The sequence below is a fragment of the Streptomyces longispororuber genome (genome assembly GCF_024448165.1).
Lineage (GTDB): Bacteria > Actinomycetota > Actinomycetes > Streptomycetales > Streptomycetaceae > Streptomyces > Streptomyces longispororuber_A.
This window is the reverse complement of the sequence record NZ_JAMOLN010000083.1, coordinates 1-21935: the sequence shown is the minus strand read 5'-3', so window position 1 is coordinate 21935 and position 21935 is coordinate 1. Positions and strand designations below refer to the sequence as shown.

Here is a 21935-nt window from a genome sequence, read left to right as displayed (position 1 = left end):
TTGCCCTCCCGCTCCCTGAACCGCCGCGAACACGCCCATCCGCGTCGGCGTCACGCCAACTCCCGCCATGACCACCGTGCCGGCAGAAGCGAACCACCTACCGGCGGCGGCAGAGGAACTCGCCGTGCGTCGGTGTGCGGGACGTACTCGACACGATGTCGAAGCCGGCCCGCTCCAGCATGCCCTCCAGAACCCAGGCGTAGGTGGAGAACTCCTCCCGCACGTGCGCCTCGAAGTCCGCCCCCGTGAAGCCCTGGCCCTCAGGCCGTCCCGCGGTGTCGATCCATCGCTGCAGATGCTCCGCGGCATCGGCGGGCTCGAAACTGAAGATGACGTCCCACAGGTAGAAGGTGCCGCCCGGCCGCAGCATGCCGGCCGCGTTGAGGAGCGCCTGCTGCTTCCAGAAGTCCGGCAACTGGTGCAGGGCCGACTTGGTGGTCACCACGTCGGCGGGTCCCCCGCGATGGGCGTAGTCCAAGAACCCGGAACGGTGCCAGTGCGCGCCGACCCCGGCCCGATTCGCCTGGGCCTCGGCGAAGGCGAGCATCTCCTGCGAGACGTCGACACCGTGCCCCTCGGCCCCGCGTCGTGCCGCTTGGACCACCAACGAGCCGGTGCCGCAGGCCAGGTCGACGAGGCGCATGCCCGTGTCGACGCCGAGACGGTCGAGGAGCGCGTCGTCGGCGTCAGGGTCGGTGCCCTGGTTGCGATCGTAGGCAGCGACGGCAGCCGGGCTGCCCAGGTCGATGCCGACGGGCTCGTACTCGTGGAAGATCCATGCGGGACGCCGGCGGGCTCGGTCGCTTCGTGGCATGACCCGTTTGTAGGGTCCGGGCGGGTCCACCGGCAACCGCAACATCCGCAGCATGGCGTTCCGGAAGGTGAAAGATGCAGGACCACGACCAGTACCGGCTCTTCCTCCACCTCGCCTCCACACTGAGCTTCACCCGGACCGCGGCCGATTGCCACGTCAGTCCCGCAACTTTGTCCCGGGCCGTACAACGCCTGGAGACCTTTGCCGGGCACCGCCTCCTGGACCGCGGCCCGCACGGCGTCGCGCTGACCGAGCCCGGCCACCGGTTTCGCCACTACGCGTCCGAGGCCCTGGAGCTGTGGGACCGTTACAACGACAAGGACTACGCGAGGGATCAACTCGACGGTCAGCTGCGGGTGTTCGCGTCGGTCACGGCCTGCCAGAGTGTGCTGCCCGATCTGCTCGCACCTTTGCGGGACGCCCATCCCCGCGTACAGATCTCGGTGCGGACCGGCGACGCCGCGGCTGCCCTCGCACATCTCGACGACGGCGAGGCCGACCTTGCCGTCGCGGCCTTGCCCTCCCGGATTCCGGCCACCTTGCACGCCCGCACCATCACCCGCACCCCCGTCGTCTTCGTCCGAGCCGACCCACTCCGTTCCCACGTGCTGCTCGCCGATCCGGATGAGCCGTTCGTGCTCCCCGCACAGGGCTTGGTCCGAGACATCGCCGACCGGTGGTTCCGCCGCGTCGGCATCACCCCCCGCATCGCTGTGGAGGCCGACGGACACGAGGCCCTGCTCACTCTGGTCGCCCTCGGTTACGGCACCGGCATCCTTCCTGACCTCGTCCTGCAACACTCCAGCATCCGGCACCGGCTCCACGTCACCCCGGCTCCGTCCGGTCCCGGTGAACTCACCATCGGCGCATGCATCCGGCGCACCGATCTCCACCGCCCCTTGGTCTCCGCCGCCTGGGCAGCCACGGGAACCGTCCATTTCCCACAGCACGACCCGAGGGACGACGGGACGGCGACCTCATGATCAGCCACTCTTGTGGAACCGGCAGGTCGGCGTCCGCGATCCGGTTTGTTCGCGTGCGGCAGGGAACCCGCAACTGCGAGTACGAACGTGGACGTACATCACAAAACGCACAGCCCGCACACGCACCACGATCTGCGGAGGTTGAACCATGGGCGAGAACATCTGGAACTACCCGTCCGCCGCCGGCCACACCCCGGACACCGATCTGACCGGATACAAGGTCGAAGCGATGGACGGCAGCATCGGCAAGGTCGACAAGCACTCCCAGGACGTCGGAGACCAGTACATCGTCGTCGACACCGGAATGTGGATCTTCGGCAAGGAGGTTCTCCTGCCCGCCGGCACGATCACTGGCATCGACGCGGAGGCGAAGACCATCAACGTCGCGCGCAGCAAGGAGCAGATCAAGTCCGCTCCGGAGTTCGACAAGGACAAGCACCTCGGCAACACCGAGTACCACCAAGAGCTCGGCACCCACTACAGCAGCGGGGCGGGCAGCGGCATCACTTCGCCCACCCCGCCAGGAACCCCCGGAAACCTCGGCGACGGCCCCGGCCGGTCGTAGGCCCCAACCCAGCAGGCCCCGGTCAGGAACCGGTCAGGAACCGAGACGATGGACGCTGACCGCATAGCCGCCACGGTCGTAGGCAGCCGCGTCCCAGGTTGCGAAGCGGTCGACGAGGGTGAGTCCGGCCGCCGCGCAATGGGCGTCGTACTCCTGCAGCGTGAGAGAAGGCGGTACGGGCAGGTGGGCGGCGTCCAGGCCGAAGCCCGCGACCAGCAGGCCGCCCGGACGCAGGGCCGCAGCCAACCGGCTGACCACCGTGGCCTCGGTTCCGGGGGCGAGCAGCGCCAGGACGTTGCCCGCGGCGATCACGAGGTCGAAGTCAGCCTCGATGCCGAGTAGGGCGGCATCGAACTCCGTGGCGTCGGTCTGGAACCAGGGCAGCTGCGGCGCCTGCTCCCGGGCCACGTCCAGCATGGACGCGTCGAGGTCGAACCCGACGCAGTCGTACCCGAGCTCCGACAGCCGGATCATGACCCGTCCTGTTCCGCAGCCGGCGTCGAGCACGCGGCTGCCGGCGGGCACGAGAGCCGCGCAGAGCGACGCCTCCCCGTGCATGTCCTTTCCACTGCGGCCCAGCGCCTCGAAGCGGGCTGCGTACTCGGCTCCGGACGTTCCACCGGTCAGTTCCTGCCAACGACTCATGTGATCGACTATAGGCCGCCGCGCCGGCCCGCCCTTGGGGCCTGGCCTTGCGCGGCAGCAGGTGGGAGGGCTGGCGGGCCCTGCGTCACGGCCTCAGGGACGTACTCGCGGGCAATTGCACGGTGATGCTCAGGCCGCCGGTCGCGCGCGGGGTGAGGGTGAGCGTGCCGTCGTGTGCTCGTGCGATGGTTCTGACGATGGCCAAGCCGAGACCGACGCCCGTCTGGTCTGCGTGAACGCGTTCGGTGCCCCTCTGGAACGGCTCGGTGAACGTCGAGACCAGGTGCGGAGTCAGCATGTCGCCGGTGTTCTCCACCGTGAGCGTCACGGTGCCGGGGCGGGCGCTGGTGGTGACCCGCACCATGCCCTGTTCGGGGAGATTGTGGACGATCGCGTTGTGCACGAGGTTCATGGTCAGTTGCAGCAGGAGCGCAGGCGATCCGCTCGTGGAGGCGATGTCGCCGCGGGTCTCGATGGCGATGCCGTTCCTCTCCGCGAGAGGGAGCAGCGTTTCGGTGGCTTCTTCCGCCATGAGGGACAGGTCGACCTGTTCTCGGGTGAAGGACCGCTGACCGGCCCGGCTGAGCAGGAGCAAAGCTTCGGTGAGGTCGATGGCCCGGGTGTTGACGGCGTGGAGGCGGTCGAAGACTTCGCCGGTGTCCCGTGGTGGATCGGCGCGGGCCACGTCGAGAAGGGTCTTCGAGATGGCCAGTGGGGTGCGCAGTTCGTGCGAGGCGTTGGCCGCGAACCTCTGCTGTTCGACGACGTGTGCTTCGAGCCGTTCGAGCATCGCGTCGAAGACGTCGGCCAGTTCACGGAATTCGTCCTGGCGGCCGGGCAACTGGATGCGGTGCGACAGCGATCCCGTCGCGGCGGTGCGGGTGGCGTCCGTGATGCGCGTGAGAGGCGCGAGCATACGGCCGGCCAGGACCCATCCGCCGAGGAGGCCGAACACCAGGAGGAACACCATGACCGTGGCCGCAATGGGGGCGAAGCCTCGCACGAAGGTGGTGCCCGGAGTCGCTCTCCACGCCCCCTCCTCATTGGTTTGCAGCCACCCCTCCCGCAGGAGCCACCAGCCCACGGCGGCGAGCAGCAAGGCACCGGCGAGCATGAGGAATCCGGCGTAGCTGAGGGTGAGCTTGAGGCGGACACTGAGACCGGCGGGCCGACGCACCGCGGTCCCCGCCGCGCCGGCCGCGGCCTTCAGGTCGAGACGGTCGTCCGCGATCGTCTCCCGTCGCAGGCGGTCGCGGATGGCTTCTGCCGTACAGGGCTCGTCCTCGACGATCGGCACACGCATGCTCCCGATGCTACGAGCGGGCACATATCGTCCGCGTATCCAAAACCGCATGCGCGCCCACACACGCGCACACCGCGCCTCGGTCCATCACTCCTGCATCACCGGGCGCGGCCTCGATCGCGAGGTGCACGAGTGCCGGACGCCGCTGCTCTCAGGAGTCGCCCGGGCCGCTTCTAGTCGGTCCCGTCGCCGAACGAGCCCTTCGCCCCCGGGATCGCGTCCAGGAGGCGGCCCCACTCCGGGTACATCTCGACCTTGCGGGCGTGCAGAGCGAGGATCTTGGCGTCGAGGTCAGGGTCGGAGTCGTCGGAGAAGCGGAACGCCGCGAGCTGCCGCAGATGCGGGATGATCAGCCAGTCGCCGTCGATGTGGACCGGCTCGTGCAGGTAGCGCTCGAGCGCGTCCAGGTCCGCCACCGCAGCGCAGTAGGTGTGCGTGTAGCCCTCCGTCGGATCGCCCATGTACCGGCCGACCGTGCCGAACACGACCGGTTCGGTGCTCGCCGTGCGACGCATCGCGGCGAGCACGGCTTCCTCGTCCTCCGGCGACGTGCCGTCCTTGAAGCTGAACCGCAGAGTGTTGACGATCATGCGCTGCCCCTTCCTGGATGTCGATCACCGCGACGTGGATCCCAACTTGAACCCATGAGTTCAAAGTAATGGGCCATCTGGTCGGTGCGCAGCAGTTCGGCATTTTGAACTCGTAGGTTCAACTCGCCCTGGGCGCGGGGTAGTCTGCGCCCGTGACACCAGCGACGACCGCGGCCGCGGGACGGCCCGCTCCCCGGGGGCGCATCGACAAGCGGCAGGCGATCCTCGACGCCGCGTTCGCCGTGTTCGCGCGGCGCGGCTATGCACAGGCGTGTGTGCAGGAGATCGCGGAGGAGGCCGGGGTCGCCAAGCCGACCGTCTACAACCACCTCAGCGACAAGGAGAACCTCTTCCGGCACGCCGTCGTGGCCGCCGCCGACCTCGTGATGGCCGAGAACCTCGCTGTCGTCGAGCGGCTGCGCGACCCCGGTGACGACCTACGGGCCGGGCTCGAGGACGTCGGGTACCGGCTCCTCAAGGTGTGCTGTGGTCAACGGGCTTCCGCACTGCGGGCATTGACATACGCGCAGCTCGCTACGTTCCCCGATCTCGCGGAGGTCGTCCAGGGGCGGACGGCGGGGCGGCTCGGCGAGGCCCTGGCCGACCGGTTCGCGCGGCTCGCGCTCGCCGGGCGGCTGCGCGCGGCGGACCCGGCGCGCGCGGCCGAGCAGTTCCTGGCGCTGCTCACCGGGCCGATGGAGGCACGGTCCCGACTCGGCACGCGCGCGGTGAGCGCCGCCGAGACCAGGGAGGTCGCGGGCGCCGCGGTCGACACATTCCTGTACGCCTACGGGGCGATGGACCAGGGTCCGCCGGCGTCTCACTGCGATCCTGTAGCCACCAGGGCCGCCGTGATCGGTTCGAGCGCCGTGATGAGCTCGTCGAGTTCGGCGGGCGACAACGCCTCGTAGGGCGGGGCGGCGAGTTCGTCGGTGACCGTTTCGATGCGTTGTTTGGTCGCGCGGCCGGCGTCGGTGAAGTGGCCGTCTGCGTCGACGAGTCCGCGTTCGCGCAGGCCGTCCATCACTGCGGCCAGGCGCTCTTTCGGCAGGTGATGGATGCGTCCGAACGACTCCGGCGGGTGGATGCCCTGTTCCAGTGCGGAGAGTACGTGGGCCTCCGTGCCGCCGATGCCCGCTCCGAGGAGAGCGGCGATGTGGCCGTCGCCGCGGTGCTCGCGCAGCATGGTCGCGGAATGCCACAGCCGGGCGACGGGGTCGCCGGGGATCTCGAGGGTGCGCATGCCCGCGTACATCACCCGGCCTTCCGTGGGCGCGCTCGTCGCGGCCTTCGTGGTCAGGTCCGCGGCACGCGCCAGCCCCGGGGAGTCGGTCAGCTCGTCGCCGAGGATGCGCCGCAGGGAGGCCGCGCTGCCCCGCTCCCGCGCGGCGACGGACGCCTCGGGCGGGATCGTCTCCCACGCGCTGGGGATGTGCCGTGCGGCTTCCCCGTCGGCGAAGTTGTAGAAGGCCGCGTGCACGACGTGGGCCGGCACCCGTCCCAGTGGTGCGGCGCGGCTGGCGAAGTAGCCGTCCCAGTAGGTGCGGTGGCCGAGGGCGGCCAGTTCCTCGTTGCACTCGTCGGCCATGAAGGTGACCAGGCAGATCGGCTCCAGGAGCTCGAACATGCGACGGGCGAGGTGAGTCATCGGATCGGAGTGCTTCTTGCCCATCGGGTTCTCCCGTTGTAGGTGTGCCGACTTGGACCGTCCGGTACACCGAAACTCATCGGCGACCCGATCCGCCGGCGCCTCACGGGTGCTGCTGCGAGGCACCCGGCAAAATCGTCACCCGGAACTGGCGGCGAGGAAGGGTTCCAGGAGGGCGAGCAGGGCCTTGGGGCGGTGCAGCGGGATGATGTGGCCGCAGTCTTCGAGGACGTGACCGACGAGGTGATCGGCGACCGGCCGCAGCTGCTGTTCGAGGGCCTTCCCCACCGGGTGGGCGCCGATGGCCAGGGTGGGGACGGTCAACCGACCCGTTTCGACGGCGTGCTGGATCTGTTCGGCGCTGGTGGGCAGAGCCCGATAGGGGGAGAAGGCGCACCGCAGGGCGTCGGTGCCGGTGTACGCGTGCACGAAGGCGTCGCGCACGGCGGGGTCCACCCCCTCCCCCAGGGTGCCGCTGTTGAGGAACCAGTCGAGGTAGTCGGCTTCGTGTCCGCTGAGTACGGTTTCCGCGAGGCCCGGCACCGCGTGGAAGCCGAACCACCACGGCGCCCCGTGGGCGAGGAACTCCTCGGCGCCCGGCAGCCTCCCGAGCAGCGATTCCATGACCACGAGCTGCCGGACCAGATCCGGTCGGCGCATGGCCAGCAGGAACGCCGGTGGGGTACCGGCATCGATGCCGACCACAGCGGCCGAAGTCTCTCCGAGGGCGCCGAGGAGCGCTTCGGCATCGTCCGCGAGCGTGCCGGCGTCGTAGCCGTCCCGAGCCCGGGTGCTCCCGCCCGCGCCGCGCAGGTCCGGCGCGATCACCCGGTACTGCCCGGCAAGGGAATCGATGACGTCGGTCCACAGCTGCCAGCTGTGCGGGAAGCCGTGCAGCAGAAGCACCGCCGGGCCGTCGCCGGCGAGGGCCACATTGAGATCGATGCCGTTGGCGGGGACGCGGCGGAGCTCGACAGGCGACGGGTGGTGACGTCCGCGCGTGCGCTGGGAGTTGACGGGCATGGTGCTGCCCCTTCGGTGGTTACGAATGGTGACAACAAAACGATAGGTAACTACGGTGGTGCCACCAAGACCGCACTTCTCCCACAGGTGGTGAGCTCCAGGTGACCCCCTCGTCCCAGCCCCCTGCGCCGGGCAAGCGCGGCGACCTGTTCGATCCGGAGTGCCCGACCCGTCGGCTACTCGATCGGATCGGCACGAAGTGGACCTCCATGGCCATCAAGGTCCTGGCCGAGGCCGACCCGCAGGAGGTGCGCTTCGCGGAGCTGCAACGGAGGATGGCCGGCGTCTCGCAGAAGATGCTGTCGGTGACCTTGCAGAGCATGACCCGTGACGGCCTGGTGCATCGACGGGTGGAGGCCACGGTGCCGCCCCGCGTCCACTACCGGCTCACCCCGCTGGGCCTGACCTTGGAAGAACCGCTGGCCAGGCTCCGCGCGTGGGCCGAAGAACACATGGCCGAGGTCGACCGCGCCAACGAGCAGCACGCCCAGGAGCAGACCGCCTGATCCGGCCGTTCGGCGCGGGGCGGGAAGGTCCTCGGGTCAGACGACCAGGACCCTGCGCCCGCGGGTGTGGCCGGCGCGGCTGTCCGCGTGCGCGATCGCCGCCTCCGTGAGGGCGTACGACTTCTCGACCGGGATGTGGAGCCTGCCACGGGAGATGAGGTCGACGGCTTCGGCGAGCGCGTCCGGCATGCTCCCGGCCACGCCGGAGAAGCGGACGCCCAGTTGCGGTGCGCCGAGGTCGGCGATGGACACCACCTTGCGCGGGTCACCGGTCAGCTCGACGAGTTCGGGGATCACGCCCGAGCCGGCCAGGTCCAGGGCCGCGTCGACCCGGCCCAACTGCCGCACCCGCTCGACCCAGCCCTCGTCGTAGGTCGTGGCGAGGGCGCCCAGGCCGCGCAGGTAGTCCTGGTTCGCCGCCCCTGCCGTGCCGATGACCGCGATGCCGCGGGAGCGGGCGATCTGCAGCACCGCCGATCCGACGCCGCCGGACGCTCCACTGACCAGCAGTGTCTGCCCAGGCCCGACGCCGACCTCCTGGATGATGCGCAGCGCGGTCTCCACCACGGACGGGTAACCGGCTGCCTCCTCGAAGGTCAGCCCCTCAGGCATCCGGGCCCAGGCCGACAGCACGGCGAACTCGGCGTACGTGTCGGTGCCTTCGCCAAAAACGCGGTCTCCGACCTCGACTCCTACGACGCCCTCGCCCACTTCGTCCACGACTCCGGCGGCGTCCAGGCCGAGCCCGGCGGGCAGCTGGACCGGATGCGCTCCCAGGACCTGCCCCTCCCGGATTCTCCAGTCGACGGGGTTGACCCCCGCGGCCCGCACAGCGATGCGTATCCGGCCCGCGCCCGCGTGGGGCTCCTCCGCGTCCACAAGCTGCAAGACCTCGGGACCACCGAACTCGGCGAAGTTGATTCTCTTCATGCGATCGAAGATAACCCTAACCGTTAGTGTTTCACAACGATTCTGTTTTCCTACCTGCTAGTGTCAGACCATGACCGAGCCGTCCGGACGCCGCGAACGCAAGAAGGCCGCGACCCGCCAGAAGATCGCCGACACCGCGCTGCACCTCTTCCTGGAGCGTGGGTACGACACCGTGGGCATCCGGGACGTGGCGGCCGAGGCCGACGTGGCCGTCACCACCGTCTTCGCGCACTTCGCCTCAAAAGAGGCCCTCGTGTTCGAGCGCGACCAGGACTTCGAGCAGCGCCTCACACGGGCCGTCACCGACCGGCCTCCGCGCGAGCCGCTCATCCCAGCACTGCACCGCGAGGTCCAGGCCCTGGTACAGCACTGCACGGCGGAGGGAAGCGCCCCCGTCCGCCGTCTGATCGAGGGATCACCTGCCCTGCAGGAGTACGAGGAGTCGATGAGCCTGCGTCACGCACAGGCTCTGGCCACGGCACTGGCCGCCGACCCCCACCTGTCCCGGAGCGCGACGGCTTGCCAGGCAACCGCACGGTTCACCATCGACGCCTACGCGCTGGCCTGCCGGGCCGACGATCCCGGGGCCACGGTGGACGAGGTCTTCCGCATGATCGAAGCGGCCTGGGAAGCCACTGCTCCCTGAGCCGGGACGCGCGCGACGGCACCGCCAGGCAGGCACGAGCTCCCGGCTCCGCCCCAGGCGGCAGGCTGATCGACGCTCGACCGACAGCGGGCCTTGCGGCTTCGGGCTCTGCTCCTCGCAGGCTCGGTGGTTGCGCGGACGGGGCCGGAGGGCCGACCGTGAAGCATGGACTATGTCGCGCAACTCCGCCGCGATGTCGAGGCGTTCGAAGCCGCGGCCCGCCGGGCGACACCGCGGGAAGACAACGGCAGTCTCTGTCTTGTGCCGTCGTGCCCCGGCTGGTCGATGGCAGATCTGGTGTTCCACCTGGGTTTCGTACACCGCCACGTGATCCAGGTGGTGGGCGCGGGACGGCGTGGGTGGCCACAGCGCGCCGACCGGTCCTGGCTCCGGCTCCCTACCGCCCGGGCCGACTGGCCCGATCCTCAACGGGCCCCGAATCACGGCCCCTTGCCCCCGAGCCTCCTCGACTGGTTCCGGGAGGGTGCGGCCCGGCTGGCGGAGCTGCTGGCCGGCCGGGACCCGGCCGAGCGGGTGTGGACCTGGGGCAGGGAGCAGTCGGTCGGGTTCTGGCAGCGGATGCAGGCCATCGAGGCGGCCGTGCACCGCTGGGACGCGGAGAACGCCGTCGGCTCCGCCGGGCCGGTCGAGAGGCGCCTTGCCATGGACGCCGTCACCCACACCTTCGAGGTGATGGCCCCCGCCCGCCGCCGCTGGTCCCCCGCACCGCCCGGACAGGGCGAGCGCATGCGGTTCCGGCAGTCGGACGGATTCGGCATCTGGGTCGTGCAGTTGGACACCGAAGGGGCTCTGCTCAACCACGGCAGCGGATGCTGCCACGCCGAACTGACCGCCACCGCCTCCGACTTGGCCCTGTTCCTGTGGCACCGCATCCCCAAGGACGGACTGGAGGTCCGCGGCGACGCCTCGCTCCTGGACCTCTACTTCAAAGTGGTGCCGCCCCGGTGAGTCGGCCGAAGAGCCATCAGAACGGCCGGCACACATCTCCGGGGCGCCACTCCACCTCGCTCATGGGGACAGGCGGGGCGTAGAAGCGTCGAGTGCCGTCGCGCGGAGAACGGCCGCCACACGTGTCACGGCCGGGGAGGGCGGGGCGGGCAGGCGCGCCAGGACCAGGCGTCGCTGTTCTTGCGGGCCGCCTCGGACGGGGAGGACGCGCACTCCGGGAGGCGCCGCCGCGACGAGCGAGGCGGGGATGGTGGTCAGTCCGAACCCTGCGGCGACGAGGTGGAGTTTGGCGAGCCAGTCGCGAGCGGTGTGGGCGATCTCGGGGCGCTCGTCCAGGCCCGGCCACACACCCATCAGGCGGTCCTCCCCTGATGTGGACCCGGCGATCCAGCGCTGCCCTCGCAGATCGGCCACGTCGACGTACTCGCCGCGGGCCAGTGGATGGGTGGCGGGCACCGCGAGACACAGCGGGCGTTCGGTGAGCGTCTGCAGAGCCAGCGGGGGCGACTCCGTGTCCGGTGCGCGGAACGGCGGCTCAGAAGCGAGCAGGGCCAGATCCAGACTGCCTGCCCGCAGCGCGCGGACCAGCGCAGGGGTGCCGCCCTCGCGGCCGACGACCTCGAGCCCGGGGTTGCTCGCGCGCAGCGCGGTGAGCGCTTGGGGCACCAGCACCGCGCCGGCGCTGGGCACCCATCCCAGTCGGACCGTGCCGGTCTGCTCCGGCAGGCCGGACAGCTCCCTGGCGGTCGCGGCGATCTCATCGAGCACGACCGTGGCGCGACGCATGACGACACGGCCCGCGGCGGTGAGCCGGGCCCCGTCGCGCCGCCGCTCCAGGAGTTCCGTGCCTGCCGCACGCTCGATCGCGGCGATCTGCCGGGACACCGCGGACTGCGTGTAGCCGAGCGACGCCGCGGCCGCGGTGAAGGTCCCTTGTTCGGCCACGGCGCGCAGGACGCGTAGTGCGGTCAGTGACACATCGGTGAAGTCCATGATGTTTACGCATGCTACCTGTGCCGAACTTTCGTTGGACTCATGGAACCGAGGTTCCTAGCGTAGAGGTATGTCCACTTCGCGCATCGCACTCGTCACAGGGGCCAACCAAGGACTCGGCCGGGCCTTCGTCGCAGGACTGGCGGCCCGCATGGATCCGCAGGACCTGGTACTGCTCACCGGTCGCAACCAGCGGCGGGTCGCGGACGCAGCCCGGGAAGTCGGTCGGCTGTCCGCCACCCGCGCCCGTGTCGAGGGCCGGGTCCTGGACGTCACGGACACCGACGCCATCGCGCGTCTCGCCGAGGACCTGCACGCCCAGTACGGAGGGGTGGACGTCGTCATCTCCAATGCGGTCGCCCGCCTACTGCCCGGGGATTCGCAGGCCGGGCGGGCCGACGAGTTCATCGACGTCTCCAACACCGCCACGCACGCGATCCTGCGCTCCTTCGGCCCGGTGCTGCGCCCGGGTGGCCGACTGCTCGTCGTGGCCAGCAGCCTGGGCACGCTCGGTCACCTCGACGTCCGGCTCCACGACCTGTTCGACGGGGCGAGCCTGGAGCAGGTCGAGTACACCGTGGAGTCGTGGCGCAGCGCCATCCACCACCAGACCGCCGCGGAGGCGGGCTGGCCGCTGTGGCTGAACGTGCCCTCGAAGGTGGCCCAGGTCGCGGCCGTCCGCGCCGTCGCCGCCGAACGCCGCGCGCAGGACCTGGCCGACGACACACTCGTCGCAGCCGTGTGCCCCGGCATGGTCGACACCGCGACCTCGCGCCCGTGGTTCAGCGACTACAGCCAGGCCCAGTCTCCCGACCAGGCCGCTCGCGCCGTTCTCGACCTGGTCTTCGCCCAGCACGTCGAGCCCACGCTCTACGGCGAACTGGTGCGCTTCGGCCAAGCCCTGCCCTGGCACGACGGCACGCCTCTGGTCGAGCAGGACGACCTGCTCGTCCCCTGACCTCCGCAGACCGCCTCAGCCACCTCGCCCAACCCACCCGCCGTCCCTCCGCAGCGCCCGTCGGCGCTGCACACCACAGTTCTTCAGCAGAGAGTCCCCTCATGAATGCCATCACCACCCCCTTCGGGTTCGCCAGCACCGCCGACGAAGTCGTGTCCGGCATCGATCTCACCGGCCGCCGCGCCGTGGTCACCGGCGCCTCATCGGGTATCGGGGCGGAGACGGCACGCGCCCTGGCGGCCACCGGCGCGGCCGTCACCCTCGCCGTGCGGGACATGACGGCCGGCGACCGCATCGCCAAGGACATCACCATCTCGACCGGCAACCAGGACGTTCGGGCCGTGCACCTCGACCTGACCGATCCCGCGTCCATCACGGCCTTCACCGCCGCCTGGCAGGGACCGCTGCACGTTCTGGTGAACAACGCAGGCGTCATGGCCTGCCCCGAGCAGTACACGGAGCAGGGCTGGGAGTGGCAGTTCGCCACCAATCACCTGGGCCACTTCGCCCTGGCCACCGGCCTGCACGGTGCGCTGGCCGCCGACGGCCACGCCCGTGTCGTGGCGGTGAGTTCCACCGGCCACCAGCAGTCGCCGATCGTGTGGGACGACGTCAACTTCGCCTTCCGCCGCTACGACCCGTGGCTGGCCTACGGGCAGTCCAAGACCGCCAACGTCCTGTTCGCGGTGGAGGCGACCCGCCGCTGGGCCGACGACAACATCACCGCCAACGCCCTGATGCCGGGCGCCATCTACACGAACCTGCAACGGCACACGGGCGGTGGGGGCAGCGGCCGCGTCGCCGCCGAACTGATCAAGACCGTCGAGCAGGGCGCCGCCACCTCGGCTCTCCTCGCCACCTCACCCCTGCTCGAAGGCGTCGGCGGCCGCTACTTCGTCGACTGCGACGAGACCGAGGTCGTGGACCGACGCTCCGGCACCCTGCACGGCGTCGCCCGTTACGCCGTCGACCCGATGGGCGCGCGACGCCTGTGGGAGCTGTCCGAGGACCTCCTCGCCGGCGCCGCGTGATCCGGACCCGCTCCGACTGGACCGTGTGCACCTGCCGCGCGGGCGCACACGGTCCAGTCGGGATCCGTGAGGTGAGCACCGCCGCCGGACAGCAGTGCTCAGCTCAAGGGGCTGAGGGCTCAGGTCTTGCCGTTGCTCACCACCCACGTGCCGTGGACCCAGTTGCCGACCTTCTCGTAACCCGAACGAAAGGAACCGAGCCAGTTCAGGGACAGAGTCGACTCGGCCGAGGACAGCACAGGGGTGTAGCTGCTCGCCTCGCCGGCCGGCCCTCCCGTGGTGTTCTTCGCGACGTACGGGAAGGGGTACACGGGTCGCGATGCGGTCGTCTTGCCACTGCTGTCCACGGACTTGGTGATCAGGCTGTCCGGTGCCTGGCCCTCGGTGACCCAGTCGGCCAGGGCGGTCAGCGCGTCCATCCGATCCGGCCCCTGTCCGCCGCCGCAGTGGGCGACGCCCGGCAGCAGGAAGAGCCGCGCGAAGTCCTTGGTGTCCGATGTGCCACCCATGGCCTTGGTCACGGCCTTGTAGTACGCCATGGTGCCGACAGCAGGGATGTGCTGGTCGCCCAGTCCGTGCCAGAGGATGAGCTTGCCGCCCGCCTTCTTGAACGCACTCAGGGCGGGGTCCGTCGCGTCGTACATGCCCTCGTTCGGCTGCATGATCTTCTTGAAGTACGCGGCGGTGAACTCGACGTCCTTGTACGTCAGGTCGGGGCGCGGCTCGTCGAAGGCCAGGTAGCGGATGACGTCCTTGACGAAGGCCATGTCACCGGTGGTGCCGGTCGCCGTGGTGGGGATGATGACGCCGGCCCAGTTCAGCTCGGAGCCGCGCAGCTGATAGCCGGGGTAGAGCAACTTGCCGTGCTCGTCGGTCGGTCCGGCGTAGATCCGGCGCAGTGTGGTGACCTGGTCGGCGGTCAGGCAGTAGTCGGAGCTCGTCGAGGTCTGCCCCGCCCTGCACTTGATGCTCGCCGGATCCCAGCTGCAGCTCAGTGGGTCGGTGATGACTCCGTCGGAGTCACCGGCACCGCAGCCTTTCAGGACCGCCTTGTGCAGCGGCTCCAGATCGGCGGTGGTGAGGGTGGCCGGACCGCCGTCGAGGTAGACGGACTGGGCGGTCCACGCGTGGGAGAAGGTGTTGAGCGCGGTGAAGTTGTTCGCCGGGGCGCCGGCGATGATGCCGTCGAAGTCGGTCGGGTAGCGCTGGGCCTCGGTGAGTCCTTGGTGGCCGCCCTGCGAGCAGCCGTCGAAGTAGGAGTGTGCGGCGTCCCGGCCGTAGTACTTCTTGATGATGGCCTTGGCCGCCTGGACCAGCTGGTGGTCGGACTTGTAGCCGAAGTCCGCGCGCAGGGTCGGATCGGTGCCGAACAGGCCCCCGCCGCCGGAGTGGCCCTCGTCGCTGGTGGCGACGGCGAAGGCGCCATCGGTCAGCGGGGCGCATCCGTTCGTCGCGGGAGCCCCGGACTTCAGACTCACGTTGCCGCACAGGCCCCCGCAGCCGACCTGCAGGTAGTTCGCCTGCCAGCCGGTCTGCGGCAGCAGCAGCTCGAAGTGGATCTGCGGGGCGATGACGCCCGTCACGTCGCAGGCCGCCCACGCGCCGAACGCGTTGTCGGAGGAGGCCAGCGTCTTGGCCGAGCTGATCTGGAAGGGCACGTCGGGGACCGAGCCTGCGAGGTCGAGCGACGCGACGTCGGCGCAGGTCATGGCTGGAGGGATGCTGGCGGAAGCACTGTTTGCTGCTGTGGTGTCGGCCATTTCCGCAGCCTGCGCGGTGCTCGAAGCGCCTGAGGCGAACGCCAGGTTTCCGGCGATGACGAGGGCCACGACCGCGGCGAGAACAGCGAGGAAGACGGTCGCCTTCTGCCGACACCATCTGATCAGAAGCGGCATGCAAGGACTCCTTTGAACGGTGCGCCGAACCGGCCGCCGGGTCACCGGCCCACTGACACGGCGTCGGCGGGAAGGAAGCTATCCCCCGTACGTCCACCGGAACAAGAGTGTTGACAAAATTGTCGACGCTTATTGAGTGATGCGGATGCACCACGCGTCGGGCCTTTCGGCACCTCAAGTTGGAGATGAGGGTTCACTCGAGTTGCGCATGAGACATGGCTCGATGAGCGGATGTTCCTGCACTCGAGCAGGTCACGCGGGTTGCGCTACCCCAGGGTCCGGCCACGTCGCCCGTAGTGGAGTCGAGACGCCATACGGAAAACCAGACCGAGTTTGTTTTTGAACTCGGTATGGTTATTGTGAGTGGGTGACAGGACTTCGCGAACGCAAGAAGGAACAGACCAGGCAGCGGATCGCCGCAGCGGCGCTGCGGCTGTTCAGCGAGCGCGGCTTCGAGGCGGTGACGGTCAACGAGATCGCCGAGGCCGGTGAGGTCGCCAAGGCGACGCTCTTCGCGTACTTCCCGACCAAGGAATCACTGGTTCTGCACGGCGCGAGCGGTGACGACCTGGCCGGGATCGTGGCCCAGCGGCCGGCCGGGCAGTCCTTCCTCGATGCACTCCGGGCCCACCATCGGATGCTCGCCACCGGGCAACTCCCGCCGGCGATCCTGGACGCACTGCTCGCTCGCGTTCGCGTGATCCAGGACAGCCCTGCGCTCCAGGCCGCGGCGAACGGTCTCCTCTACGAGCAACGCCAGGCACTGGCGGAGGTCCTGGCCGAGGAGTACGGCCCCACGCAGGCCGCGTTGATGGCGGCCCAGATCGCCGCATCCCTGCTCACCCTCCAGGAGACGTACTTCCAGCGACTGCTGGACGGAGCCTCCCCCCAGGAGGCCGGCCACGCCCTGGCGCAGGACGTCGAGCTGGCCTTCGACCTGCTGGAACACGGACTCAACCACGAAGAAGGCCACTGACGTGCGCGCACGAGGCATCAACTACGACACCGGCACCTTCCCCGACCGCTTCCTCACCCGAAGGACCTTCGACGTCGCACAGGTCGAGCACGAGATGACGACACTCGCGCGTGATCTGCACTGCGACGCCGTGCGCATCTCCGGCCGCGATCCCGAGCGACTGGGCACCGCCGCGCAGCTCGCCGCGGCCGCCGGTCTCGAAGTGTGGTTCTCCCCGTTCCCCGTCGACCTTCGCCCCGACGAGATCCTGGCGCTGTTCACCGACTGCGCGCAGCGCGCCGAAGCGCTGCGGCAGGACGGCGCGCAGGTCGTGTTCGTCGCCGGCTGCGAACTCAGCGCCTTCGCCCACGGCTTCCTGCCCGGTGCCACCCACCGTGACCGCCTGCACGCCATGGCCACCGCGGACATGAACTGGTGGATGTCCCTCGGCCCGGTCCCCGAACGCCTCAACGCCTTCCTCGCCGACGCCGTCACGACTGTCCGCGCGCACTTCGGCGGAAGAATCACCTACGCCTCCGGCTCGTGGGAGCCGGTCGACTGGGCCCCGTTCGACCTGGTGGGACTCGACGCCTATCGAACCGCGCAGAACGCCGACACCTTCCGCGCCCAGCTGCGCGAGGCCCTCACCCACGGCAAGCCCGTAGCCATCACCGAGTACGGCACCTGCGCCTACCAAGGCGCCGGCGAGCTCGGCGGCATGGCCTGGCAGCCACCACAAGGAGCGATCCCCGACGAGGACGAGCAGGTGCGCTACTTCAACGAACTGCTCGACATCTTCGAGGAAGAAGGCGTGGACACTGGTCTGTGGTTCTCCTTCGCCAACTACGACAAGCCCGGAGACCGCGACATCGCCTCCTACGGGGTCGTACGCATGCTCAACGAGACCCACTGGGAACCGAAGAAGGTCTTCCACGCCATGAGCACCAGATACCAACGGCCCACCGGCAGCTCCGCCGGTAGCTCCGCCGGTAGTTCCGCCGGCAGTTCCGCCTGAAGGCGATAACGAAGAGGCTCCCTCCAGAGCTCACCCCGCTGTCGCACCGACCGAGCGGATCAGATCGCCCAAGTCGTCGAAGCCGACCGGCCCCTGCGCGATGCGGCGCACCGTGGCCAGGCCGGCCGACTTCTGGTTCAAGTCCGCAATCGCCGCGCGCGACGCTGCGTAGAACTCCCACTGGGACACGACGAGGGGGTCGTACTCCGCGTGCCGGATCGCCGTGTGCAGCGCGAAGACGTAGACGTCCGCGTTGTACGTCGCCTCGTCCGCGAAGCCGATGCCGTCCGTCCACGGGCGACGCTTGTCGACCGAGAAGCTGATCCACGAGAGTTCCCGCTGCTCCCACGACTGCAGGTAGGCACTCGCCTTCACCTCGACCCGCAGACCATCCTCGCCGGCCACGTCGTAGCAGTCCCACTCGTCGGGCTGCGTCGTACTGCCCAGCGCGGTGTGGACGAGGAACTGCGCGAGCAGTCCCCGCGACGTGTTCGTCATCAGGTTCGGCACACAGTAGCGCCAGAAGTCGGCCACGGACTTCCCGTCCACACCGATGAAGGGTTCATCGCCGGTGAGGTACATAGCGCGAGTGGGAGCTCCCCATGGCCTCCACGGCCCGTCGTTCGGCATGGCCGCCCTTCGGCAGAGTGATCGCTGGTCCAGCCCGTCGACGATGGGCACCTCACCTCGATGCCGGTCGACGGCCCGGCTGCAACATCCCCATCACCACCAGAGCAGCACCTCCCGTCGCTGCCCCTACCGCTCCCATGGCCAAGAAGCCGCCAGTGGAGCGCCAGGAGAGTACTGACCACCGCGACTGCGCGGAGAACAAGGACCCCGTACTCAGCCACGACCCGGTCGAGATCAAGGACAGGCTGGAGCCGACCGAGCCGGCCGACAGGGCGCTCCCGATCGAGCCCACGGACAGGGCCGACCCGACGGAGCCGATGGACAACACCGAACCCACCGAGCCGATCGACAGAACAGAGTCCTGCGACCACAAGGACAGCACTGAACCCGAGGAGGACCGACGAACCGACCGCGCCAGCAGCTTTGACATGAAGTCATTCTGCGGGCCAGACGCTCTACCCGACCCCCTTGTTCCCCACAAAGGACCACCCCGGCGCTCACTCCCGCAGAAGGAGCCCCAGCAGCCACAGGCACAGCTGGGGCCGGCCGCAACGGCGCCCCGTCGAGCGGCGGTCCCGAATGGCGGCCCTTCCCGGTCTGGAAGATCATGACCGGGTCAGGCACTTGTGCGTCGCAGCATTCGCAGCAGGGGAAGGGCCCGGCCGTGTGGCAGTTCTTCGCGGACAATCCGTGGGTGACCGTCTTCGCCGTGATCACGGCGGGCGCGCTCCTCGGCATGGTCCGGTTCGGGCCGGTGAAGCTGGGCGCGGCGGGAGTGCTGTTCGTCGGCCTCTTCGTCGGCGCGCTCGACCCTGACATCGGCCCCGCCGTCCCCGCGGGCGTCTCCGCTCTCGGACTCGCCCTGTACGTCTACACGGTCGGCCTCGAGTCAGGCCCGGCGTTCTTCCGCGAACTGCGCGGCCAGCTCGCGGTGATGGCCGGCGCCGTCGTGGCCCTTGCCCTCACCGCGGTCGTCGTCGGACTCGTCGGCCACCAGGGCTTCGGGATCAGCGGCCCGTTCCTCGCCGGCGGCTACGCGGGCATCGGAACCACCACGCCTGGTCTCGCCGCCGCCCAGGCCGCCTCGGACGACCCCGCCCAGCCGGCCGTCGGCTACGCCATCGGCTACCCCCTGGCCGTCGTCATCACCATCGTGTTCGTCGCGGCGATCGCCACCCGGCGCAAGTGGAAGGCGCGGCGCGACCCCGACTCCGGCCTCCCGTCGAAACTCGTCGCCCGAACGGTGCGGGTGACCCGCACAGCCCGCTGGACCGACGTGCCGGGAGCCGCGGACCTGCGCGTCCTGGCCACCGAATTCCGTCCGGCAGGCGGCGAGACCGTCGTCGCCCACACCCTCGACCGCCTGGACCCGGGCGACCAGGTCGTCCTGGCCGGCGGCGAGAACGACCTGGACGCCGCCACCTCGTACCTCGGCTCCCCTGCCGCCCAGGATCTCCTCGAAGACCGTCACACCGTCGACTACCGCCGCATCCTGCTCACGGATCCCTCACTCGCCGGCCACACCATCGCCGAGCTGGGCCTCAAGGAGCGCTACGGCGCCCTCGTCAGCCGGGTCCGGCGCGGCGACTTCGACATGCTGGCCCACGACGACCTCGTCCTCCAGCTCGACGACCGGCTCCGGGTCGTCATGCCCCGCGAGCAGTCGAACGCCGTCAGCACCTACCTCGGCGACACCGAGACCAAGGTGAGCGAGGTCAGCGCGGTCAGCCTCGGCCTCGGTCTCGCCCTCGGCTTCCTCATCGGCATCCCGTCGCTGACCATGGGAAGCACCACCCTGGCCCTCGGCACGGGTGCCGGCCCGCTCGTGATGGGCATGATCCTCGGCTGGCGCCGCCGCACCGGGCCCTTGGTGTGGACCCTCCCCACCCGCGCCAACCTCACCCTGCGGCAGATCGGCCTCCTGCTCTTCCTCGCCGTCGTCGGCCTGACGTCCGGCTACTCCTTCCGCCAGAACGCCTTCTCGCTCTTCGGCCTGAAACTCCTCGCGGTTCTCGCCATCGGAGCCGTCGTCAGCTACGCCCTGATGATCCTGGTCGCCCGTCTCCTCGGCCAGAGCCGGGAACGCACCATGGGGCTGCTCTCGGGCTACGTAGGAAACCCCGCGATCCTCGCCTACGCCAACGCTCGGGCCGCCGACAGCCGCATCAACGCCGGATACTCCACCCTCTTCGCCCTCGCCATCCTGGTGAAGATCGTCTGCATCCAGCTCATCGTCGGGCTCTGACCCCGGGAACTGTGCCGCCCTGCCACAGAGCAGGGCGGCGTGCGACCGGACGCCGTGTTCGTGCGCCGACCGCGGGCGAAGCGCGGGCTCAGCGCAAGGTCACCGCACCACGAGCGTGCTGCCCGACCAGGTGAACACCTGGTCGGGGTCACCGCCGGCGCACGGCTTCAGCGTGACGATGTCCCCGTTCCTGCGACCGCTGCCGGCGTCCATGCACTTGCCGGTGTCGTTGTGGACGAACTGGGAGCCCTGGCGGGTCCAGTCCACTCGGCTGTCGCTCTGGCAGAGCCACATCTGGACCTGGTCCCGCTGTGTGGGCCAGTTGTAGGCGCACTTGACGCCCTCGGAGGAGGTGCCGTCCGTGGACTCCAGGCGGTTGTTGGCGTAACTCCACTCCGAGGCGTACTCGGCCTTGTCGATGTCTGCGCACTTCCAGATCCGCACCGGGTCGTGCAGCGTGGCGTCCTTCGGTGCGACCAGGCACATGACGGGGACCGGGACGTTGACGCTGAGCGTGCCTTTGGGGCTGTAGCTGTTGCCTTGTGGAGTGCGGAAGTTGAAGGTTCCGGTGCCCGTGGGGAGTTTCCCGAAGGGTGCATCGGCGTCGACGGTGACCTTGGGGCGGAACTGGCGATAGGTGTATTGGTTCCAGCTGCTCTCGCCTCCGTTCTTGGCGTAACCGTCGCAGGTCAGAGTGCGGTCGTTGTTGCTGCGCCGGCAGTTGCGCAGGCCCACGTTGGTGAAGCCCCAGCTCTGTCCGTTGGCGCTGTAGAGGCTCGGCACAGAGGTCTGCTCGGCGAAGGTGGTGTTCTCGGGCGCCGTGAAGACCACGGAGGCACCGGACGGCGCGATGCTGTAGTTGCCGCCGGTGTTCTGGTAGGTGAAGGGAACCTCGGCGGTCGCGCCACGCTCGATGTCCACCGTCTTGGGGACGTCGGCAGCCGAAGCGTTGGGGAGCGCCGTGCAGGCCAGGGCGAGCGTGGTGGCGGCGACGCCGGCCGCCTGAATGAGTCGGTGACGCAAGGAGGGCATCGCGGAGCTGCTTTCGCTGAAGGGTGGAGTGCCTCGGCCCGGCCGATGGCCGTACGGACGCATGCCGCGTCCGGAGAGACGATGATCATGGTCGCGCGACCGCTCCCCAGGGCCTGCAGGCTCGAACCCCGGCCACCCCTTTGAGTGATCATGACTACACGTCAGATGCAACGGCCAACGAGAAGTGGGGCCCATTGCTGTGAGGCTCCCGGACCTGGGGCGTTGCTCATCCCGTCGGGTTGGTTGCACCTCAGATCACCCTGAGAAGCACAACGTCGTCGATTTCGCCGGCACCACCACAGCGGGCGCCGCGATCTGGCTCCGCGCACGAATGTCTATCCGGCCCAGCAGTAGACGCCTGACCCTGACGCTGCGCGCTGATGACGAGAGCAGCCAGATCACCCACGATCGCGTCTGCAACCTCTGTGTCGATTACTTCCCCGTCCTCCGCACGCAGCTGAGACCAGGAGACAGCGATGTCATGCAACGTGGAGTGCTCAGCGTTCGCGAGTGCAGCTGACGAGCGAGGTGAGATCGCGAAGACGACACACCCGTCATT

At 69.4% G+C, this 21935-nt stretch carries 23 protein-coding genes and 1 pseudogene; 11 read left to right on the top strand and 13 right to left on the bottom strand.

Annotation, left to right across the window (positions count from 1 at the left end; genetic code table 11):
- Nucleotides 1-97: 97 nt before the first annotated feature.
- Entirely contained in the window at nucleotides 98-814 is a 717-nt protein-coding gene (locus tag M4J07_RS22995; RefSeq protein WP_255974876.1) for a class I SAM-dependent methyltransferase, read from the bottom strand.
- Nucleotides 815-888: 74 nt separating this feature from the next.
- Between M4J07_RS22995 and ilvY the strand changes: the two genes are divergently transcribed.
- Together ilvY and M4J07_RS22985 are read left to right on the top strand one after the other, a co-directional pair.
- Nucleotides 889-1797 carry an HTH-type transcriptional activator IlvY gene (gene ilvY / locus M4J07_RS22990; RefSeq protein ID WP_255974875.1) on the top strand — a complete coding sequence of 303 codons (909 nt, stop codon included), beginning with the start codon at nucleotides 889-891 and terminating at the stop codon, nucleotides 1795-1797.
- 148 nt (nucleotides 1798-1945) lie between these two features.
- Nucleotides 1946-2362 (top strand): PRC-barrel domain-containing protein, encoded by a 417-nt coding sequence (locus tag M4J07_RS22985; protein ID WP_255974874.1) that lies wholly within the window; start codon nucleotides 1946-1948, stop codon nucleotides 2360-2362.
- A 33-nt stretch (nucleotides 2363-2395) separates the two neighbouring features.
- Here the strand turns inward: M4J07_RS22985 and M4J07_RS22980 are convergent, their stop codons facing one another.
- The 3 genes from M4J07_RS22980 to M4J07_RS22970 form a co-directional block, all read right to left on the bottom strand.
- The gene (locus M4J07_RS22980; protein WP_255974873.1) at nucleotides 2396-3007 is read right to left on the bottom strand and encodes a class I SAM-dependent methyltransferase; all 612 of its coding nucleotides are present in this window, start codon (nucleotides 3005-3007) and stop codon (nucleotides 2396-2398) included.
- Nucleotides 3008-3092: 85 nt separating this feature from the next.
- On the bottom strand, nucleotides 3093-4184 hold the full coding sequence (locus M4J07_RS22975) for a sensor histidine kinase (protein ID WP_308284767.1): 1092 nt from the start codon (nucleotides 4182-4184) through the stop codon (nucleotides 3093-3095).
- Between the two features lie 299 nt (nucleotides 4185-4483).
- Complete coding sequence (locus tag M4J07_RS22970; protein WP_255974872.1) at nucleotides 4484-4900, bottom strand: Dabb family protein; 417 nt, start codon at nucleotides 4898-4900, stop codon at nucleotides 4484-4486.
- 152 nt (nucleotides 4901-5052) lie between these two features.
- On the opposite strand from M4J07_RS22970, the gene M4J07_RS22965 reads away from it, so the two are divergent.
- Nucleotides 5053-5811 carry a TetR/AcrR family transcriptional regulator gene (locus M4J07_RS22965; protein ID WP_255974871.1) on the top strand — a complete coding sequence of 253 codons (759 nt, stop codon included), beginning with the start codon at nucleotides 5053-5055 and terminating at the stop codon, nucleotides 5809-5811.
- On the opposite strand, the gene M4J07_RS22960 is transcribed toward M4J07_RS22965, so the two are convergent.
- Both M4J07_RS22960 and M4J07_RS22955 read right to left on the bottom strand, forming a co-directional pair.
- Nucleotides 5721-6572 carry an SCO6745 family protein gene (locus M4J07_RS22960; RefSeq protein WP_255974870.1) on the bottom strand — a complete coding sequence of 284 codons (852 nt, stop codon included), beginning with the start codon at nucleotides 6570-6572 and terminating at the stop codon, nucleotides 5721-5723. The genes M4J07_RS22965 and M4J07_RS22960 overlap by 91 nt on opposite strands.
- Before the next feature lie 114 nt (nucleotides 6573-6686).
- Nucleotides 6687-7571, bottom strand: a complete 885-nt coding sequence (locus M4J07_RS22955; protein WP_255974869.1) for an alpha/beta fold hydrolase — start codon at nucleotides 7569-7571, stop codon at nucleotides 6687-6689.
- 101 nt (nucleotides 7572-7672) lie between these two features.
- Between M4J07_RS22955 and M4J07_RS22950 the strand changes: the two genes are divergently transcribed.
- On the top strand, nucleotides 7673-8077 hold the full coding sequence (locus tag M4J07_RS22950; RefSeq protein WP_255974868.1) for a winged helix-turn-helix transcriptional regulator: 405 nt from the start codon (nucleotides 7673-7675) through the stop codon (nucleotides 8075-8077).
- A 36-nt stretch (nucleotides 8078-8113) separates the two neighbouring features.
- On the opposite strand, the gene M4J07_RS22945 is transcribed toward M4J07_RS22950, so the two are convergent.
- A complete protein-coding gene (locus M4J07_RS22945) occupies nucleotides 8114-9007 on the bottom strand; it encodes an NADP-dependent oxidoreductase (RefSeq protein WP_255974867.1) in 894 nt (297 codons plus the stop codon).
- A gap of 70 nt (nucleotides 9008-9077) precedes the next feature.
- On the opposite strand from M4J07_RS22945, the gene M4J07_RS22940 reads away from it, so the two are divergent.
- On the top strand, nucleotides 9078-9653 hold the full coding sequence (locus tag M4J07_RS22940) for a TetR/AcrR family transcriptional regulator (protein WP_255974866.1): 576 nt from the start codon (nucleotides 9078-9080) through the stop codon (nucleotides 9651-9653).
- 165 nt (nucleotides 9654-9818) lie between these two features.
- Nucleotides 9819-10622, top strand: coding sequence for a maleylpyruvate isomerase family mycothiol-dependent enzyme (locus tag M4J07_RS22935; protein WP_255974865.1), 804 nt, complete (start codon nucleotides 9819-9821; stop codon nucleotides 10620-10622).
- A gap of 60 nt (nucleotides 10623-10682) precedes the next feature.
- On the opposite strand, the gene M4J07_RS22930 is transcribed toward M4J07_RS22935, so the two are convergent.
- Nucleotides 10683-11615 (bottom strand): LysR family transcriptional regulator, encoded by a 933-nt coding sequence (locus tag M4J07_RS22930; protein WP_255974864.1) that lies wholly within the window; start codon nucleotides 11613-11615, stop codon nucleotides 10683-10685.
- A gap of 70 nt (nucleotides 11616-11685) precedes the next feature.
- Here M4J07_RS22930 and M4J07_RS22925 point away from each other — a divergent pair, with 70 nt between their 5' ends.
- Nucleotides 11686-12573 (top strand): SDR family NAD(P)-dependent oxidoreductase, encoded by an 888-nt coding sequence (locus M4J07_RS22925; protein ID WP_255974863.1) that lies wholly within the window; start codon nucleotides 11686-11688, stop codon nucleotides 12571-12573.
- Between the two features lie 101 nt (nucleotides 12574-12674).
- The gene (locus M4J07_RS22920) at nucleotides 12675-13604 is read left to right on the top strand and encodes an SDR family NAD(P)-dependent oxidoreductase (RefSeq protein ID WP_255974862.1); all 930 of its coding nucleotides are present in this window, start codon (nucleotides 12675-12677) and stop codon (nucleotides 13602-13604) included.
- 119 nt (nucleotides 13605-13723) lie between these two features.
- On the opposite strand, the gene M4J07_RS22915 is transcribed toward M4J07_RS22920, so the two are convergent.
- Nucleotides 13724-15499, bottom strand: coding sequence for a tannase/feruloyl esterase family alpha/beta hydrolase (locus M4J07_RS22915; protein ID WP_255974861.1), 1776 nt, complete (start codon nucleotides 15497-15499; stop codon nucleotides 13724-13726).
- A gap of 367 nt (nucleotides 15500-15866) precedes the next feature.
- Between M4J07_RS22915 and M4J07_RS22910 the strand changes: the two genes are divergently transcribed.
- Together M4J07_RS22910 and M4J07_RS22905 are read left to right on the top strand one after the other, a co-directional pair.
- The gene (locus tag M4J07_RS22910) at nucleotides 15867-16475 is read left to right on the top strand and encodes a TetR family transcriptional regulator (protein ID WP_255974860.1); all 609 of its coding nucleotides are present in this window, start codon (nucleotides 15867-15869) and stop codon (nucleotides 16473-16475) included.
- Nucleotide 16476: 1 nt separating this feature from the next.
- Nucleotides 16477-17469 carry a hypothetical protein gene (locus M4J07_RS22905; protein ID WP_255974859.1) on the top strand — a complete coding sequence of 331 codons (993 nt, stop codon included), beginning with the start codon at nucleotides 16477-16479 and terminating at the stop codon, nucleotides 17467-17469.
- A gap of 30 nt (nucleotides 17470-17499) precedes the next feature.
- Here the strand turns inward: M4J07_RS22905 and M4J07_RS22900 are convergent, their stop codons facing one another.
- Both M4J07_RS22900 and M4J07_RS22895 read right to left on the bottom strand, forming a co-directional pair.
- Nucleotides 17500-18051: a hypothetical protein gene (locus M4J07_RS22900; RefSeq protein WP_255974858.1), complete on the bottom strand. Its 552-nt coding sequence runs from the start codon at nucleotides 18049-18051 to the stop codon at nucleotides 17500-17502.
- A gap of 100 nt (nucleotides 18052-18151) precedes the next feature.
- Nucleotides 18152-18529, bottom strand: coding sequence for a hypothetical protein (locus M4J07_RS22895; RefSeq protein ID WP_255974857.1), 378 nt, complete (start codon nucleotides 18527-18529; stop codon nucleotides 18152-18154).
- Between the two features lie 264 nt (nucleotides 18530-18793).
- Here M4J07_RS22895 and M4J07_RS22890 point away from each other — a divergent pair, with 264 nt between their 5' ends.
- Complete coding sequence (locus M4J07_RS22890) at nucleotides 18794-20344, top strand: aspartate:alanine exchanger family transporter (protein ID WP_255974856.1); 1551 nt, start codon at nucleotides 18794-18796, stop codon at nucleotides 20342-20344.
- Between the two features lie 99 nt (nucleotides 20345-20443).
- Here the strand turns inward: M4J07_RS22890 and M4J07_RS22885 are convergent, their stop codons facing one another.
- On the bottom strand, nucleotides 20444-21376 hold the full coding sequence (locus tag M4J07_RS22885; protein ID WP_255974855.1) for a ricin-type beta-trefoil lectin domain protein: 933 nt from the start codon (nucleotides 21374-21376) through the stop codon (nucleotides 20444-20446).
- 250 nt (nucleotides 21377-21626) lie between these two features.
- A pseudogene (locus tag M4J07_RS22880) lies at nucleotides 21627-21935 on the bottom strand (hypothetical protein); the annotation flags it as partial.